We start from the raw sequence: 15,504 nt of genomic DNA, 5'->3' as shown, positions 1-15,504 counted from the left end.
CGCCCACGCCGCACCACTTCCAGGAATCACACATGAGTTACGCCAGCAACGACGAAATCCGCGGGGTCCTGATCCAGGCCGGGCACGAACGGGTGCTGCTGCCCAATGCCACCGTGGCCGAAATGATGTCCAAGGTGGCGGTGACGCCGGTTGCGGATACGCCGGCCTGGTTGATCGGACAGATCGCGTGGCAGGGCTGGGACGTGCCGCTGATGTCGTTCGCCCGCCTGTCCGGGCTGGGCGAGGAATCGGTGGTGAGCAACAACAAGGTGGTGGTGCTCAAGGCGCTGGGTGGGAATGCCAAGCGCCCGTACTTCGCCCTGCTGACCCAGACCTTCCCGCAGCTGATCGCGGTGCCGCGCGATGGCCTGCTGGCCGACGCCTCCGAGGAAACGCTGCCGCAGGGCGTGCACATGCGCGTGCTGCTGGGCGAACAGAGCGCGCTGCTGCCGGACCTGGATGCGCTGGAATCGGCGCTGGACGAGGCATTGCCGGTCGTCTGACGTCGCGTGCAGCCACCCATGGGGTGGCTCTACCGATGGGTTGAATCCGCGTGCAGCCACCCATGGGGTGGCTCTACGGCGGGTAGAGCCACCCCATGGGTGGCTGCTCTATTACCCCAGATCGCCCAATCGGGCCTGCAACGCCGCGATTGCGGCCAATCCCGCTGTCTCAGTGCGCAGGATTCGTGGCCCCAACTGCAGTCCCTGGAAACCCGCCGCCGCCAGCGCCTGACGGTCGCGCGGCGACCAGCCGCCTTCCGGTCCAATCGCGATCACCACGCCACCCGGCGCGGCGTCCAGCGTCGACAGCCGGTGCTCACCCAGCGGATCCAGGGTCAGCTTCAATGCTTCGGCCGGCACGGCACGCGCCGCCTCCTGCACGCCCTGCGGCGCGGCCACCTCCGGCACCCGCGCGCGCCCGGACTGCCCGCACGCCGACACCACCACACTGCGCCAGTGCGCCAGGCGCTTCTCGGCACGCGCCGCATCCAGCTTCACTTCGGTGCGCTCGGCATTCACCGGGACCACCGCCTGTACACCCAGTTCGGTGGCCTTCTGCAGGATCAAATCCATCTTTTCACCGCGTGCGATGCCCTGCAGCAGGGTGATCCGCAGCGGCGATTCATTGCCCAGCGCTACCGCCGACTCGACCCGCACCTGCGCGTCGCGCTTGCCCAGCGTCACCAGGGTGGCGTGGTAGTCGTGGCCGTCGCCGTTGAACAGCACGCAGGCCTCGCCCTCGCGCAGGCGCATCACCCGCACCAGGTGGTTGGCCACGTCCTCGGGCAACGACAGGGTCTGACCCACGGCCAGCGGGGTATCCACATAAGAACGGGTCACGCGCATGCAACAGCTTCCTCGATGGCGGCCAGCGTGGTCTGCGCCAGCAGGTCCAGGTGTTCGTCCTCCACGCAGTAGGGAGGCATCCAGTACAGCACGTTGCCCAGCGGGCGCAGCACCACCCCACGCTTCAGCGCGGCGTTGTAGGCGTGCAGGCCGACCCGCGCGGCGGCGGGGAAGGGCGTGCGCTTGTCGCCGTTGCGGGTGAGCTCGAAGGCCACCACCATCCCGGCCTGGCGCACGTCGGCCACGTGCGGGTGGTCGTTGAAGGGCGCGGCCAGCGTACGCATCACCGCCGCGGTGCTGCGGTTGCGGGCGATCACGTCCTCGCTGGCGAAGATGTCCAGGGTCGCCAGCGCCGCCGCGCAGGCCAGCGGGTTGCCGGTATAGCTGTGCGAGTGCAGGAAGGCGCGCTCGCGGCTGTCGTCCAGGAAGGCGTCGTACAGCGCCTGGGTGGCCAGCACCGCGGCCAGCGGCAGGAAGCCGCCGGTCAGGCCCTTGGACAGGCACAGCAGGTCGGGCATCACCCCGGCCTGCTCGCAGGCGAACAGGGTGCCGGTGCGGCCGAAACCGGTGGCGATCTCGTCGGCGATCAGGAAGGCACCGTTGGCATCGCACAGTTCGCGCGCCCGCTTCAGATACACCGGGTCGTACATGCGCATGCCGCCGGCACACTGCAGGCGCGGCTCCAGGATCACGGCGCAGATCTGCCCGGGGTGCTGGTCGAACAGGTCGGCCAGGCGGTCGGCGGCCTCGTGCGCACGCTGTGCGGCGCTCTGGCCGGGTTCGGCCAGGTAGGCGTCCGGCGAGGGCGCGAACAGCGCCTCGGTCAGCAGCGGCGCGTACACGCGGCGGTACAGCGGGATGTCGCCGACCGACAACGCGCCCAGCGTTTCCCCGTGGTAACCGTTCTCCAGCGCCACGAAGCGGGTGCGCTGGGTCTCGCCGCGGTTGTGGAAGTAGTGGAAGGCCATCTTCAGCGCCACTTCCACCCCGGCCGACCCGTTGTCGGCGTAGAACACTTTGGCCAGCGGCGCGCGCCCGGCCTGGCGCGGCGCGATCGCCAGCAGCCGTTCGGCCAGCTCCACCGCCGGTTCATGGCTGAAGCCGGCCAGCATCACCTGTTCCAGCCGGGTGGCCTGCGAGGCAATGGCCGCGCCGATGCGCGGCTCGGCATGGCCGAACAGATTGGTCCACCAGCTGCTGACCGCATCCAGGTAGCGGTGGCCGTCGTGATCGATCAGCCACGGGCCCTCGCCACGGGCGATCGGCACCAGTGGCAGCGTGTCGGGGTGCTCGCGCATCTGCGTGCACGGATGCCACAGAACGGCGAGGTCGCGTTGCCGCCACCGGTCGGCCAACGTAAGGGGGGCTGGGTCTGCTAGCATTTCAAGCTCATGAACACGTTTTCACCTGTCTGCATTCTATCGGTCTCCAAGAGCCAGTTCGCATGAGCCGTCCGCTGCCCACCATCCACCAGATCACGGACGAGGAAAGCGGCCCGTTCCAGCGCCAGCACCTGGACCTGGAATTCTCCAATGGCGAGCGCCGTCGCTTCGAGCGGCTGGTCAGCCATGGCCATGGTGCCGTGGTGGTGGTGCCGATGCTGGACGAGGAGACCGTGCTGCTGGTGCGTGAATACGCGGCCGGCGTACACCGTTACGAGCTGGGGCTGGTGAAAGGCCGGATCGACGCGGGGGAAACCCCGGTGCAGGCGGCCGATCGTGAACTGAAGGAAGAGGCCGGCTACGGCGCGCGCCGCCTGGACGTGCTGCGCGCCATGACCCTGGCGCCCACTTACATGAGTCATCAATCCTGGCTGGTGGTGGCGCGGGACCTGTATCCCGAGCGGCTGGTCGGCGATGAACCGGAGGAGCTGGAAGTGGTGCCCTGGAAGATCGCCGAACTGGACCAGCTGATGTTGCGTGAAGATTTCTCCGAAGGCCGCTCGCTGGCGGCACTGTTCATCGCCCGGCAGTGGCTGGGACGCGGGGAATGATCAAACTCACCACCGATCTGCGCGAAACCGTCATTGCCATTGCCCAGGACGCGGCCGCCGCCATCATGGCGGTGTACGCCACGCCGTTCGATGTCGAGATCAAGTCCGACCGCAGCCCGGTGACCGCGGCCGACCTGGCGGCCAATGGCGTGATCGAACGCGGCCTGGCCCAGCTCACTCCGGACCTGCCGATCCTCTCCGAGGAATCGGCCCAGGTGCCGTGGGAGGTGCGCCGGCACTGGGGCGCGTATTGGCTGGTGGACCCGCTCGATGGTACCCGCGAGTTCGTCAAGCGCAACGACGAGTTCAGCGTCAACATCGCGCTGATCTACCAGGGCGCACCGGCGTTCGGCGTGGTCCTGGCCCCGACCACCGGCGTGGCCTGGCACGCCATGCGTGGCGAGCTGGCCTACCGCCGCGACGGCATGCACGACTCGGTGCTGCGCACCCGCACCCCGGCGCTGCCGCCGCTGCAGGTGGCCGCCAGCCGTTCGCACCGCAGCGCGGAAACCCAGGCGCTGCTGGAGCGCATGGGTGACATCGAGGTCGTCGCACAGGGTTCGTCGCTCAAATTCTGCCGGCTCGCCGAAGGCACGCTGGACGTGTACCCACGGCTGGGTCCCACGTCCGAATGGGATACCGCCGCCGGGCAGTGCGTGCTGCATGCGGCGGGCGGCGCGGTGCTGTCCACCGCCACCGGCAAGCCGTTCCGCTACAACCGCCGCGAAACCCTGTTGAATGGCGATTTCGTCGCGCTGGGTGATACCCGCCTGCCGTGGCGCACCTGGCTTCCTGCCTGACCGGAGCACCGATGTCCGCACCCGCCGAACTGGACCGCCTGCTGGGCATCATGGCGCGCCTGCGCGACCCGCAGGACGGCTGCCCCTGGGACCTGCAGCAGGACTTTGCCAGCATCGCCCCCTACACCATCGAAGAGGCCTACGAAGTGGCCGACGCGATCGACCGCGGCGACCTCGACGATCTGTGCGACGAACTGGGCGACCTGCTGCTGCAGGTGGTCTTCCACGCGCAGATGGCCAGCGAGCAGGGCGCCTTCGGCTTCGCCGATGTGGCGCGTGCGATCAGCGACAAGCTGCAGCGCCGGCATCCGCATGTGTTTGCGCAGGTGACCGTCGACGGGGCTGAAGACGTCAATCTGAACTGGGAAGCGATCAAGCGTGCCGAACGTGCCGCCAAGGGAGAGACCGATGCGTCGGCCCTGGCGGGCATCTCGCGCGGGCTGCCCGAGTGGCAACGCGCGGTGAAGCTGCAATCGCGCGCCGCACGCGTCGGGTTCGACTGGCCCGGCCCGGCGCCGGTGCTGGAGAAGGCGCGCGAGGAGCTGGACGAAGTCGCCGCCGAGTTCGCACGCGGACCGGTGCAGGACAACCAGGCCCGGCTGGAGGAGGAACTGGGCGATCTGTTGTTCGTCTGCGCCAACCTGGGCCGACACGCGAAGGTGGATGTGGGCGCGGCACTGCGCCAGGCCAACCACAAATTCGAACGCCGCTTCCGCGCCATGGAGGCACACGCCGCCACGGAGGGGCAATCACTGGGCCAGCTGGACCTGGACGCGCAGGAACAGCTCTGGCAGCGGGTCAAGCAGGACGAAGCCGGCGCGTGAAGACGCTGCTGCTGTTCGTGCTGACCGCCGTGGCTGAAATCGTCGGCTGCTACCTGCCGTGGCTGTGGTTGCGCCGCGAGGGCAGCCCCTGGCTGCTGCTGCCGGCGGCCGCGAGCCTGGCCCTGTTCGCCTGGCTGCTGACCCTGCACCCGGCCGCCAGCGGCCGCGTCTATGCCGCGTATGGCGGCGTCTACATCGGCACCGCGCTGCTCTGGCTGTGGGTGGTGGACGGTATCCGCCCCGGGCGCTGGGACCTGCTCGGGGTCGGGCTGTGCCTGGCCGGCATGGCGGTGATCATGTTCGCCCCGCGCGGGGCCTGACAACGGCGGTATATTCGACGGCATCACAGGGAAAGGAGCGTGCGATGTTTCCGACCGTGTTGTTCTCGCTGATTCTGGCCTTCGTCGCCGTGGTCATTCTGTTCAAGGCCGTGCGGATGGTGCCGCAGGGCTATGAATGGACGGTGGAGCGCTTCGGTCGCTACACCCACACCATGTCGCCCGGCCTGCATTTCCTCATCCCCATCGTGTACGGGGTGGGCCGCAAGGTGAACATGATGGAACAGGTGCTGGACGTGCCTGGCCAGGAAGTGATCACCAAGGACAACGCCGCCGTGCGCGTGGACGGGGTGGTGTTCTTCCAGGTGCTCGATGCGTCCAAGGCCGCGTATGAAGTGGCCAACCTCGAGGTGGCGATGATCGCGCTGGTGCAGACCAACATCCGCACCGTGATCGGCTCGATGGACCTGGATGAATCGCTCAGCCAGCGCGAGGTGATCAACGCCAAGCTGCTCAGCGTGGTCGACCACGCCACCAATCCGTGGGGCGTGAAGGTCAACCGCATCGAGATCCGCGACATCCAGCCGCCGCGCGACCTGCTCGACGCCATGGCGCGGCAGATGAAGGCAGAGCGCGAGAAGCGCGCGCAGATCCTGGAAGCCGAAGGCTCGCGGCAATCGGAAATACTGCGTGCCGAGGGCGAGAAGCAGGCCGCCGTGTTGGAGGCCGAGGGTCGCAAGGAGGCCGCCTTCCGCGATGCCGAGGCGCGCGAGCGCCTGGCGCAGGCGGAGGCCGAGGCCACCCGGATGGTGTCCGAGGCGATCGCGCAGGGCGATGTGCAGGCCATCAACTACTTCATCGCACAGAAGTATGTGGAGGCCTTCAAGGAGTTGGCGACCTCGCCCAACCAGAAGCTGGTGCTGATGCCGATGGAGGCCAGCGGTGTGATCGGCTCCATCGCCGGTGTCGCCGAGCTGGCCCGGGAAGCCTTCGCCAAACAGGAAGAGAAGAAGTCCACCCGCGCGGTACCGCCGCGCGTGGGAGGCTGAGATGCGCTGGGAAGTGGTGGGGTGGGGCGCGCTGGCGCTGCTGCTGTTCGCCGCCGAGGCACTGGCGCCGGGCGCCTTCATGCTCTGGATCGGGCTGGGTGCGGCCGCCGTGTTCGTGCTGGTGGCCGTGTTCGCCGACATCCCGTTGCTGTGGCAGGTAGTGGCCTTCGTGCTGCTCAGCGTGGTCTCGATCCAGTGCTACCGGCAGTGGGGGCGCACACGTGCGCGGGAAACCGACGCGCCGTTGTTGAACCGCCGCGCCGAACAGCTGGTCGGGCGGGTGGTCGCACTCGACCAGCCGATCGTGGCCGGCATCGGCCGCGCCAAGATCGGCGATGCGTTCTGGGTGGTCGCCGGTCCTGACCTCCCGGCGGGTACGCCGGTGCGCGTAGTGGCGGTCGATGGCATGACGCTCAAAGTGCAGCAGGCCTGAAACGTAGAGCCACCCCATGGGTGGCTGCTGACACGTAGAGCCACCCCATGGGTGGCTGCGCGGTGCAGGACATGCCGCGATGGCGCACCGCCGCACGCGTTGATGGGGCGGTTCTGGGATAATCGGGTTTGATCGTCGGGCAGCGCCCGGCGCGATGAATCTTTCCCCCGGAACATGGTCATGACCCAGAAAACGCTTCTCAACGATACCCACCGCGCGCTCGGCGCCAAGATAGTCGATTTCGGTGGCTGGGACATGCCCATCCACTACGGCTCGCAGCTGGACGAGCACCACCTGGTGCGCGCCGGCGCCGGCATGTTCGACGTCAGCCACATGACCGTGGTCGACCTGCGCGGCGCGCAGGTGCGTCCGTTCCTGCGCCACCTGCTGGCCAACTCGGTGGACAAGTTGAAGGTCCCGGGCAAGGCGCTGTACTCGTGCATGCTCAACCCGCAGGGCGGCGTGATCGACGACCTGATCGTCTACTTCCTGGCCGACGACTTCTTCCGCATGGTGGTCAACGCCTCCACCCGCGAGAAGGACCTGGCCTGGATCCGTGAGCAGGCCGCCGCCTTCGATGTGCAGGTCACCGAACGCGAAGACCTGGCGATCATCGCGGTGCAGGGGCCGGACGCGCGCGAGCGCGTGATCGGCCTGGTCGGAGAGTCCGACCGCGCCGCGCTGCAGAAGCTGGGCCGGTTCGCCGCGGTCGAGGCCACCGGCGCCGCCGGCGAGGCGCTGTTCGTGGCCCGCACCGGCTACACCGGCGAAGACGGCTTTGAAATCCTGGTTGCGCAGGACCACGTGGTCGCGTTCTGGAACGCGCTGGCGGCGGCAGGCGTGAAGCCGGCCGGCCTGGGCGCGCGCGACACGCTGCGCCTGGAAGCCGGCATGAACCTCTACGGCCAGGACATGGACGAAACCATCAGCCCGTTCGAAGCCGCGCTGGCCTGGACGGTGGCGTTGGACGAGGGCCGCGACTTCATCGGTCGCGACGTGCTGGAGGCGCAGAAGGCCGCCGGCAACGCGCGCCAGATGATCGGCCTGGTGATGGACGAGAAGGGCGTGCTGCGGCACGGCCAGGTCGTGCTGACGGCCGGTGGCGAAGGCGAGATCCTGTCCGGCACCTTCTCGCCGACGCTGGGCAAGGGCATCGCGTTCGCGCGCGTCCCGGCAGGCGAGCTCGGCCAGGTGCACGTGGACATCCGCGGCAAGCACGTGCCGGTACGCGTGGTGAAGTTCCCGTTCGTGCGCGAAGGCCAGGCCCAACCCGGCGTGCTGGTCGAAGGCTGAGTCCTGTTGTGGCCGGTGCGGCCTGTCAGCAGTCCGCGCCGGTTGGTTACACTACCCCCGTTTTCTGACCCCCCTGAAATTCTTCGGAGCAGTCCCATGAGCGAGATCCCCGGCGACCTCAAATTCCTCAAGTCCCATGAGTGGGCGCGCGTTGAAAGCAACGGCCGCGTCACCATCGGCATTTCCGACCATGCCCAGGGCCTGCTCGGCGACCTGGTCTATGTGGAGCTGCCGGAAGTGGGTGCCACGGCCAAGGCGGGCGAGCAGATCGCCGTCGTCGAGTCGGTCAAGGCCGCGTCGGACGTCTACAGCCCGGTCTCCGGCACGGTGGTCGAGGTCAACACCGCGCTGGATGGCAAGCCGGAAACCATCAACGAAGACGCCTACGGCGAAGGCTGGATCTGCGTGATCGAGCTGTCGGCCAAGGAAGAGCTGGACGAACTTCTGGATCCGGACGCCTACGCCGAAGTGCTGGAAGACGACGACCACTGATCGTCGCCTTGCCGAAGAAGACGGTCGCCTGGTGCGGCCGTTTTTTTTTGCGCGCGCGCCGGCGGCGTTAGTAGTACGTGATGACCAACGCGGCACGCGGGCGTACTCGGCCGGGTCGGTTGCCACCTGGATGATCGGTCGGGTGCCGTAGCGGTCGCCTCATCGGTATCGAACCGACGTCGGCAAGTGGATGCGCCGGGCAACGTTGCATGCGTTCGAGGGTGTCCGACGGTCGTCGTTGCGGTCGGATGCGGTGGTCGCGGACCCGGAAAAGTTTGCGCAGTTACGCGAATCGGGTGGCAAAAAACGCGCCGGCGTGTGAAAAGTTTTTCGGTCCGTTTAGCGCCCGCTCGGACGGCGGCGGTGGTCGCGTCCGCGCGTGGTGCGTGCAGGGGCAGGCGCGCGTGCGGGTTGCAGGGTCGTTACAGCAAAGTGCTTCTTTTAAGTGTTTTTCTTTTCAACGTTGCGCTTGTGGCGGGGATGTTGGTGTTCGCCGGAGGGTGCCTGTGGCGTCGTGCAGGGGGGCGTGGCAGGCGTTCGTGGCGGTGCGCGGCGGTGCTCCGGTGTGAAAATTTTTCGCCGGGGTTGTTGACAGTGAAAAAAAGCGTGATTAGGTTTCGCCCAGCAGACCTTGCCTGCGAACAGAGTGAGCAGAATCGACATCGAGTCGCGAAGCACAACCTGGACATCCACCTCGCGTCCGAAGACGGTGGAGATGGCTTCGCTTCCTCCGGCGAACCGCAAGCCCCTTTCTGATTCGACACCTGCCCGAAGGGTCGCGGCAGGTGTCCCCGTATCCGTAACGACGCGCACGACGCGACGGCGGTCCCCGCGCAGCCGTAATGGCGGGTTTGCTTTACCTGGGCGTTTCAACTCCATAGATCACTGACGAGGAGCCATCCCATGGCAACTAAGAAAGCTGCGAAGAAGCCGGCCGCTAAAAAGGCCGTGAAGAAGGTCGCCAAGAAGGCGGCTGCCAAGAAGGCCGTGAAGAAGGTAGCCAAGAAGGCCGCTGCCAAGAAGACGGTAAAGAAGGCAGCCAAGAAGGCGACTGCCCGCAAGGCAGTAAAGAAGACGGCAAAGAAGGCAGTCCGCAAGGTCGCCAAGAAGGCCGCCGCCAAGAAGACCGCGAAGAAGGCAGTAAAGAAGACGGCGAAGAAGGCAGTCCGCAAGGTTGCCAAGAAGGCCGCGACCAAGAAGACCGCCAAGAAGGCTGCCAAGAAGGCCGTCCGCAAGGTAGCCAAGAAGCCGGCTGCCAAGAAGACTGCCAAGAAGGCCGCCAAGAAGGCTGTCCGCAAGGTAGCCAAGAAGGCCACCGCGAAGAAGGCGACCGCACGCAAGGCTCCGGCCAAGAAGGCGTCCGCCAAGAAGGCAGTGAAGAAGGTCGCCAAGCGCAAGCCGGCGGCCCGCAAGAAGGCTGCACCGGTCGCCCTGCCGGCAACCCCGGCACCGCTGATCTGATCCATTCCCGATAGCCGTAGCTGAAACCCCCTTCCCGGCAGCCCAGCGGGAGGGGGTTTTTTTTGCCTGCAAAAAAAGCCCCTCCCGCGAGGGATCAACGAACGTTGATCCCGACAGGTAGCGCCGGCCGTTGGCCGGCCCAGGCGGTGTTCGGGAGCTGGCAAGCGTCCGGTCGTGCAAAAAAAAGGGCGACCCGTAGGCCGCCCTATATTTGGATGCAATACACCTCGCCGGCGTTTACCTAGGCGAAGCCACCGCCCGATCCGACGAGACACCCTTGCGCTTGCCCGGTGTCGGCGTGCCGTCCTCGGTCATCAGGTTGTCGCTGCCGAAATCGGTGTCCACGTCCAGCCAACGCTGCGAGGGCAGGCCCATCGCCGCGTCCAGCACGGTGGGCAGCAGGCCGCTGGGCAGGCTGCTTTCGCCGTTCCACATGATCGCGATACCGAAATCGCGTTCCGGGACCAGCGCGACCAGGCCGCGATAGCCCTGCACCGCGCCGGCGTGGAAGATCACTTCGTGCCCGGCGTAATCGAAGTTGCGCCAGCCAAGCGCATAGCCGGCCGACTGCAGGCGCTCGCGGCGCCAGCCCGAGCGCATCTCGCCGGGCGTGTTGATCAGGGTGGAGTGCAGCGTGGCCAGTAGCGGCGCGGGCAGCACGTCGGGGCGGTGGCCGGTGTGGGCCAGCAGCCACTGCGCCATGTCGCTGGCACTGGCATTGACGCCGGCCGCCGGCGCGAGACGGTAGTAGGTGGGCTTGGGCGACAGCGACACCCAGCCGTTGCGGCTGCGCACGTGCGGACGCGCCCAGCGCGAACTGGCCTGGATACCGGCCAGGCCCAGGCTGGCATCGTCCATGCCCAGCGGCTTGAACAGGCGGCGTTCGACCGACTGCTCGTAGAAGCTGCCGGAGGCGGCGTAGACCACGTCGCCGATCAGGCTGAAGGCCACGTTCTGGTACGCGTAGCAATCGCCGGGCAGGCACTTGAGCGAGGTCGAGGCCAGCTTGTGGGTGAGCGTGTAGTACTCGGCGTTGCCCTCGACGTCGCGATCGTAGGCGTTGTACGGCAGGCCGACGCGGTGGCTGAGCAGGTCGGCCACGGTGAGCCGTTCGGTGGCCTCCGGCGAGCTGAGCTGGAAGCCCGGCACGTAATCGGTGACCTTGCTGTCCCAGCGCAGGGTGCCGTCATTGACCAGCAGGCCGGCCATGGTGCCGGCGAACGCCTTCGACAGCGATGCCAGGCGGAACACGGTGTGCGCGTCCACCATCTGCGGGTTGTTGACGTCGGTGACGCCGTAGCCGCGCGCGCTGAGCACGCGGCCACCCTGCACGATCGCCACGGCCATGCCGGGCACGCGCTCGCCATAGGTCAGCTGCTGCGCCATCGATTCGATGGCGGCCACGTTGAAGCCTGCTGCCGGCGGCAGCACCTTCGGGTTCGTCGCCGCCGCGGTGCGGTAGGCAGCCGGCTGGGTGTGCGGCACGTTGGCCGCCGCGCTGCTCTCGATGTTGACGGGAAACGCGGACGGCGCGGCACTGGGGGTCTGTGCGGTGGAAGACATTGCGATGGGCATCAGCATGCCCAGCAACCCGGTGGCCGCCGAACGGATCGGTCGGCGCCTGCTGTTCTGTTTCATCGTGTAGGGCCCGTGCGCAACTGCTGTGCCCGATTCTAGCGCTGCTTTTCGTGATTGCACAAACGAAGCGAAGATGAATGCGTATCGCATTGAAAAGGCCCGGTTTTTGCATGGTCTGCGTGCGTGGAAACGGAGCCTGCTGGCGCGGCCCTGTTCAGGTTTGTGCGGGTACGGTGCGGATCCAGTCCGCCGCGCGCTCGGCGAGCATCAGGGTGGGGGCATTGGTATTGCCGCTCACCAGGGTCGGCATCACCGACGCGTCGACCACGCGCAGCCGGCGCAGCCCGTGCACGCGCAGCTGCGGGTCGACCACGGCGTCGGCATGCTGGCCCATCGCGCAGGTGCCCACCGGGTGGTAGATGGTCTCGGCCTTGGCGCGGATGAAGGCGGTCAGTGCAGCGTCGTCCAGATCGTCGCGGCGGGGGAAGATCGGCGCGCCGCGCCAGCGGTCGAAGGCCGGCTGGCGCAGGATCTCGCGCGACATGCGCACGCAGGCCTTCATCATCGCCAGGTCGTGGCCGTCGGCATCGCCCAGGTAGTTGGCTTCGATGCGCGGCGGCGACGCCGGGTCGGCGTCGCGCAGCTGGATGCGGCCGCGGCTGCGCGGATGCAGCGCGCAGGCGTGCAGGGTGTAGCCATCGCCGGCAAGACGGTGGCGGCCATGGTCGTCGAGCATGGCCGGGACGAAGTGGAACTGCACGTCGGCGCGGGCGTCCGGCGCCAGCGGCGAACGGGCGAAGCCACCGGCCTCGGCAATGTTGCTGCTGCCTGCGCCGCGCCGGCCACGCAGGAAGTAGTCGAAGGCGATGCGCGCCTGGTTGCTGCGGTCGTGGCTCACGCCGGGCTGGGTATGCCGCAGGGTGCAGATGTCCAGGTGATCCTGCAGGTTGCCGCCCACGCCGGGCAGGTCGACCCGTGGGGTGATGCCGTGGCCGCGCAGGCGCTGCGCGGGGCCGATGCCGGACAGCATCAGCAGCTGCGGGGAGTGGATGGCACCGGCGCTGAGGATGACTTCGGTGCTGGCGCTGGCATGCCGGTGTTCGCCGTGGTGGCGGAAGTAGATGCCCCTGGCGGCGTCGCCCTGGAAGCTCAACATGCGCGCCTGCGCACCGGTCAGGACGGTGAGGTTGGCGCGGCCGCGCGCAGGGCGCAGGTAGGCGGTGGCGCTGGAGCAGCGTGCACCGTCGCGCTGGGTGACCTGATACAGGCCCACGCCCAGCTGCCCGGCGCCGTTGAAGTCGTCGTTGCGCGGGTGACCGGCCTGTACGGCGGCGTCGATGAAGGCATCGGAGAGGGGGTTGTGGTGGCGCAGGTCGGACACCGACAGCGGCCCGGCATCGCCATGCAGGGCGCTGGCGCCGCGGCTGTTGGCCTCGCCGCGCAGGAACCACGGCAGCACGTCGTCCCAGCTCCAGCCGGTGGCGCCGGCGGCGGCCCAGCCGTCGTAGTCGGCGGCCACGCCGCGCACGTAACACATGGCGTTGATGGAACTGGAGCCGCCCAGCACTTTGCCGCGCGGCCACCATAGGCGCCGCCCGTCCAGCGCGGGTTCGGGCTCGGTGTACAGGTTCCAGTTGATGCGCCGGTTGTTGACCAGCCGGGCCAGGCCGGCCGGCATGTGGATGAAGGGGTTGCGGTCGCGTGGGCCGGCTTCGAGCAGCAGGACGCGGCAGCGCGGGTCCTCGCTGAGCCGGTTGGCCAGCACGCAGCCGGCCGAGCCGGCGCCGACGATGATGTAGTCGTACATGTCCGTTCCCCAACGGTGATGGGACGAGCATAAGCCAGCACGCGCCGCCACGCTGCGTTGCACGGGTGCGCGCGTGGACCACTGGCGATGTTGCGGTGCATCGTTTACCTTGCGCGCTTTGCTGCCCGGAATCCCCACGATGCTGCCGCTGCCACGCCGCCTGTGCGGGACCTGCGCGCGATGACCGCCCCGGAGCCGACCCCGCCGGCGCAGCCCGGGCTGCGTGCGGCGCTGCGCCAGTCGCCGCCGCTGTTCTGGGCGTGCGTGTACTTTTTCTGCCTGCTCAGCGGCTACTACGTGCTGCGCCCGGTACGCGAGGCGATGGCGGCCTCGGCCGACCTGCAGACGGTGTTTCCGCCGGCGCTGATTGCTTGGTTCGCCGGCCATGGCATCGCACTGCAGGACTTCGTGCTGCAGGTGCTGTTCACCGGGGTGTTCGTGATCATGGTGGCGCTGCAGCCGCTGTACGGGGCGCTGGTGAGCCGTTATCCGCGGCGGGTATTCCTGCCGCTGGTGTACGGCTTCTTCATTGTGACGCTGCTGGGCTTCTACGGGCTGTTCTACACAGGCGTACCGGGGCGGGGCATGCTGTTCTTCTTCTGGACGGCGGTGTTCAATCTGTTCGCGGTGGCGGTGTTCTGGAGCTTCATGGCCGATGTGTTCTCGAACGTGCAGGCGCGTGCGTTCTACGGCTACATCGGGGCGGCGGGCACGATCGGGGCATTCCTGGGCCCGACGCTGACCTCGACGCTGGTGCAGCGGGTGGGCATCGCGAACCTGATGCTGGTGTCGGCCGGGTTCCTGACGGTCTGCCTGTTCTGCATCTGGCGGCTGCGCCTGTGGGCGGTAGCACGCGAGCAGGAGCTGCAGCTGGTGTCCGGCGAGACGCCGATGGGCGGGGGCGTGCTGGACGGGTTGAAGCTGATCGCGCGGGAGCCGCTGCTGCGCTGGCTGGCCGTCATGGTGGTGTTCGGGGTCGGGATCGGGACGCTGCTCTACAACGAGCAGGCGTCGATTGTGCGCCGGCTGTACACGGACCCGGCGGCGAGCACGGCGTTCTATTCGCGGATCGATCTGGCGATCAATGCGCTGACGCTGGTGCTGCAGCTGGGACTGACCCGTTGGCTGCTGTCGCGCTTCGGGATCGCACCGGCGCTGTTGATTCCGGGCTTTGCGATCATTGCGGGCTTCTCGGTGCTGGCCGCATCACCGCTGCCGGTGATGGTGGCGATGGTGCAGGTGATGACGCGCGCGAGTGAGTTCTCGCTGGCCAAGCCGGCGCGCGAGACGATTTTCACGCGGGTGGACCGGCAGTGGCGCTACAAGGCCGGTGCGGCGATCGACACGGTGGTATACCGGGCCGGCGACCTGACGTTCGCGTGGGTGCACAAGGGGCTGTCGCTGTTCGGCTCGCGTGCGGTGTTCGCGGGCGGACTGGTGGTGGCGGGGATCATGACGGCAGCGGCATTCGGGCTGCTGCGCGAAGAAAAGAAGCTGCCGGCCGAGCGGCCGGAGTAAGCTCTGTCCATCTTGTTCGAGGGTTGCGCATGTACTGGACCGCACTGATCCTGACCTTGGTGGTCGCGCTGTTGCACGTGTATTTCCTGGTGCTGGAGATGTTCCTGTGGACGCGCCCGCTGGGGCTGAAGACGTTCCGCAATACGCCGGAGAAGGCGGAGACGACGCGGGTGTTGGCGGCCAATCAGGGGCTCTACAACGGCTTCCTGGCGGCAGGCCTGTTCTGGGGCCTGTTCGACCACCTGCCGATGCTGGTGAACTTCATGCTGGGCTGCGTGATCGTGGCCGGCTGCTATGGCGCGTACAGCGTGAACAAGCGGATCTTCTTCATCCAGGCGGTGCCTGCGATCCTGGCGGTCGTTGCGTGGCAGTTCGTGCCGGCGTGACGGAACGGGTTGCATGACAGCTTGAGTTGCATGACAGCTCGGGATGCATGACAGCTCGGGTTGCATGACAGCTCGGGTTGCATGACGTCCGGTAGCGCCGGGCTTTGCCCGGCTGCTGTTGGATTTGGGCGAACAGCCCAGGCTTGCGAACGTGCTCGCGCTGGGCCGGCGGGTGCGGGTTTGCGGGGGACGCCGTAAACCCATCCATGGGGGCTTAGTCGCCGCATCCATGCGGCTCATACC

16 protein-coding genes are annotated in these 15,504 nt (G+C 67.7%); 12 read left to right on the top strand and 4 right to left on the bottom strand.

The features are described from left to right. Positions 1–32: 32 nt before the first annotated feature. On the top strand, positions 33–503 hold the full coding sequence (locus tag ACREPD_RS12080) for a chemotaxis protein CheW (RefSeq protein WP_431599566.1): 471 nt from the start codon (positions 33–35) through the stop codon (positions 501–503). 111 nt (positions 504–614) lie between these two features. Here the strand turns inward: ACREPD_RS12080 and ACREPD_RS12075 are convergent, their stop codons facing one another. Together ACREPD_RS12075 and bioA are read right to left on the bottom strand one after the other, a co-directional pair. Then, positions 615–1,349, bottom strand: coding sequence for a 16S rRNA (uracil(1498)-N(3))-methyltransferase (locus ACREPD_RS12075; RefSeq protein ID WP_431599565.1), 735 nt, complete (start codon positions 1,347–1,349; stop codon positions 615–617). Further along, on the bottom strand, positions 1,340–2,731 hold the full coding sequence (gene bioA / locus ACREPD_RS12070) for an adenosylmethionine--8-amino-7-oxononanoate transaminase (protein ID WP_431599564.1): 1,392 nt from the start codon (positions 2,729–2,731) through the stop codon (positions 1,340–1,342). Before bioA ends, ACREPD_RS12075 begins: the two co-directional genes overlap by 10 nt. 62 nt (positions 2,732–2,793) lie before the next feature. Here bioA and nudE point away from each other — a divergent pair, with 62 nt between their 5' ends. The 9 genes from nudE to ACREPD_RS12025 all read left to right on the top strand — a co-directional run bounded on the left by nudE (position 2,794) and on the right by ACREPD_RS12025 (position 9,972). Then, positions 2,794–3,342, top strand: a complete 549-nt coding sequence (gene nudE, locus ACREPD_RS12065) for an ADP compounds hydrolase NudE (protein ID WP_431599563.1) — start codon at positions 2,794–2,796, stop codon at positions 3,340–3,342. After that, positions 3,339–4,142 (top strand): 3'(2'),5'-bisphosphate nucleotidase CysQ, encoded by an 804-nt coding sequence (cysQ, locus tag ACREPD_RS12060; RefSeq protein ID WP_431599562.1) that lies wholly within the window; start codon positions 3,339–3,341, stop codon positions 4,140–4,142. Before nudE ends, cysQ begins: the two co-directional genes overlap by 4 nt. A gap of 11 nt (positions 4,143–4,153) precedes the next feature. Beyond that, positions 4,154–4,966 carry a nucleoside triphosphate pyrophosphohydrolase gene (gene mazG / locus ACREPD_RS12055; protein ID WP_431599561.1) on the top strand — a complete coding sequence of 271 codons (813 nt, stop codon included), beginning with the start codon at positions 4,154–4,156 and terminating at the stop codon, positions 4,964–4,966. Continuing rightward, positions 4,963–5,286 (top strand): YnfA family protein, encoded by a 324-nt coding sequence (locus ACREPD_RS12050; RefSeq protein ID WP_431599560.1) that lies wholly within the window; start codon positions 4,963–4,965, stop codon positions 5,284–5,286. The genes mazG and ACREPD_RS12050 overlap by 4 nt, the downstream gene beginning before the upstream one ends. Before the next feature lie 44 nt (positions 5,287–5,330). Then, complete coding sequence (locus ACREPD_RS12045; RefSeq protein ID WP_421567637.1) at positions 5,331–6,293, top strand: SPFH domain-containing protein; 963 nt, start codon at positions 5,331–5,333, stop codon at positions 6,291–6,293. A 1-nt stretch (position 6,294) separates the two neighbouring features. Continuing rightward, entirely contained in the window at positions 6,295–6,726 is a 432-nt protein-coding gene (locus ACREPD_RS12040; protein ID WP_431599559.1) for an NfeD family protein, read from the top strand. A gap of 180 nt (positions 6,727–6,906) precedes the next feature. Further along, on the top strand, positions 6,907–8,019 hold the full coding sequence (gene gcvT, locus ACREPD_RS12035; RefSeq protein WP_431599558.1) for a glycine cleavage system aminomethyltransferase GcvT: 1,113 nt from the start codon (positions 6,907–6,909) through the stop codon (positions 8,017–8,019). Positions 8,020–8,115: 96 nt separating this feature from the next. Next, positions 8,116–8,511 (top strand): glycine cleavage system protein GcvH, encoded by a 396-nt coding sequence (gene gcvH, locus ACREPD_RS12030; RefSeq protein ID WP_431599557.1) that lies wholly within the window; start codon positions 8,116–8,118, stop codon positions 8,509–8,511. A 903-nt stretch (positions 8,512–9,414) separates the two neighbouring features. Next, positions 9,415–9,972, top strand: coding sequence for a hypothetical protein (locus tag ACREPD_RS12025; protein WP_431599556.1), 558 nt, complete (start codon positions 9,415–9,417; stop codon positions 9,970–9,972). A 237-nt stretch (positions 9,973–10,209) separates the two neighbouring features. Here the strand turns inward: ACREPD_RS12025 and ACREPD_RS12020 are convergent, their stop codons facing one another. Continuing rightward, entirely contained in the window at positions 10,210–11,610 is a 1,401-nt protein-coding gene (locus ACREPD_RS12020; RefSeq protein ID WP_431599555.1) for a serine hydrolase domain-containing protein, read from the bottom strand. A 154-nt stretch (positions 11,611–11,764) separates the two neighbouring features. Then, positions 11,765–13,357: a GMC family oxidoreductase gene (locus tag ACREPD_RS12015; protein WP_431599554.1), complete on the bottom strand. Its 1,593-nt coding sequence runs from the start codon at positions 13,355–13,357 to the stop codon at positions 11,765–11,767. A 180-nt stretch (positions 13,358–13,537) separates the two neighbouring features. On the opposite strand from ACREPD_RS12015, the gene ACREPD_RS12010 reads away from it, so the two are divergent. Both ACREPD_RS12010 and ACREPD_RS12005 read left to right on the top strand, forming a co-directional pair. After that, positions 13,538–14,875: an NTP/NDP exchange transporter gene (locus ACREPD_RS12010; protein WP_431599553.1), complete on the top strand. Its 1,338-nt coding sequence runs from the start codon at positions 13,538–13,540 to the stop codon at positions 14,873–14,875. A 29-nt stretch (positions 14,876–14,904) separates the two neighbouring features. Then, positions 14,905–15,261, top strand: a complete 357-nt coding sequence (locus ACREPD_RS12005; RefSeq protein WP_431599552.1) for a DUF1304 domain-containing protein — start codon at positions 14,905–14,907, stop codon at positions 15,259–15,261. Positions 15,262–15,504: the final 243 nt, after the last annotated feature.

It is taken from the genome of Stenotrophomonas sp. (assembly GCF_050737075.1).
In the GTDB taxonomy this organism is placed as follows: Bacteria; Pseudomonadota; Gammaproteobacteria; order Xanthomonadales; family Xanthomonadaceae; genus Stenotrophomonas.
Note: the sequence above shows the minus strand (reverse complement) of the source record. Positions and strands in the feature narration are given on the sequence as shown.

Coding starts and splice junctions, on each gene's coding strand:
- ACREPD_RS12015 (WP_431599554.1), bottom strand. CDS start 13,357: ATGTACGACTACATCATCGTCGGCGCCGGCTCGGCCGGCTGCGTGCTG.
- bioA (WP_431599564.1), bottom strand. CDS start 2,731: ATGCTAGCAGACCCAGCCCCCCTTACGTTGGCCGACCGGTGGCGGCAA.
- gcvH (WP_431599557.1), top strand. CDS start 8,116: ATGAGCGAGATCCCCGGCGACCTCAAATTCCTCAAGTCCCATGAGTGG.
- ACREPD_RS12080 (WP_431599566.1), top strand. CDS start 33: ATGAGTTACGCCAGCAACGACGAAATCCGCGGGGTCCTGATCCAGGCC.
- ACREPD_RS12045 (WP_421567637.1), top strand. CDS start 5,331: ATGTTTCCGACCGTGTTGTTCTCGCTGATTCTGGCCTTCGTCGCCGTG.
- ACREPD_RS12020 (WP_431599555.1), bottom strand. CDS start 11,610: ATGAAACAGAACAGCAGGCGCCGACCGATCCGTTCGGCGGCCACCGGG.
- ACREPD_RS12025 (WP_431599556.1), top strand. CDS start 9,415: ATGGCAACTAAGAAAGCTGCGAAGAAGCCGGCCGCTAAAAAGGCCGTG.
- nudE (WP_431599563.1), top strand. CDS start 2,794: ATGAGCCGTCCGCTGCCCACCATCCACCAGATCACGGACGAGGAAAGC.
- gcvT (WP_431599558.1), top strand. CDS start 6,907: ATGACCCAGAAAACGCTTCTCAACGATACCCACCGCGCGCTCGGCGCC.
- ACREPD_RS12010 (WP_431599553.1), top strand. CDS start 13,538: ATGACCGCCCCGGAGCCGACCCCGCCGGCGCAGCCCGGGCTGCGTGCG.
- ACREPD_RS12075 (WP_431599565.1), bottom strand. CDS start 1,349: ATGCGCGTGACCCGTTCTTATGTGGATACCCCGCTGGCCGTGGGTCAG.
- mazG (WP_431599561.1), top strand. CDS start 4,154: ATGTCCGCACCCGCCGAACTGGACCGCCTGCTGGGCATCATGGCGCGC.
- cysQ (WP_431599562.1), top strand. CDS start 3,339: ATGATCAAACTCACCACCGATCTGCGCGAAACCGTCATTGCCATTGCC.
- ACREPD_RS12040 (WP_431599559.1), top strand. CDS start 6,295: ATGCGCTGGGAAGTGGTGGGGTGGGGCGCGCTGGCGCTGCTGCTGTTC.
- ACREPD_RS12005 (WP_431599552.1), top strand. CDS start 14,905: ATGTACTGGACCGCACTGATCCTGACCTTGGTGGTCGCGCTGTTGCAC.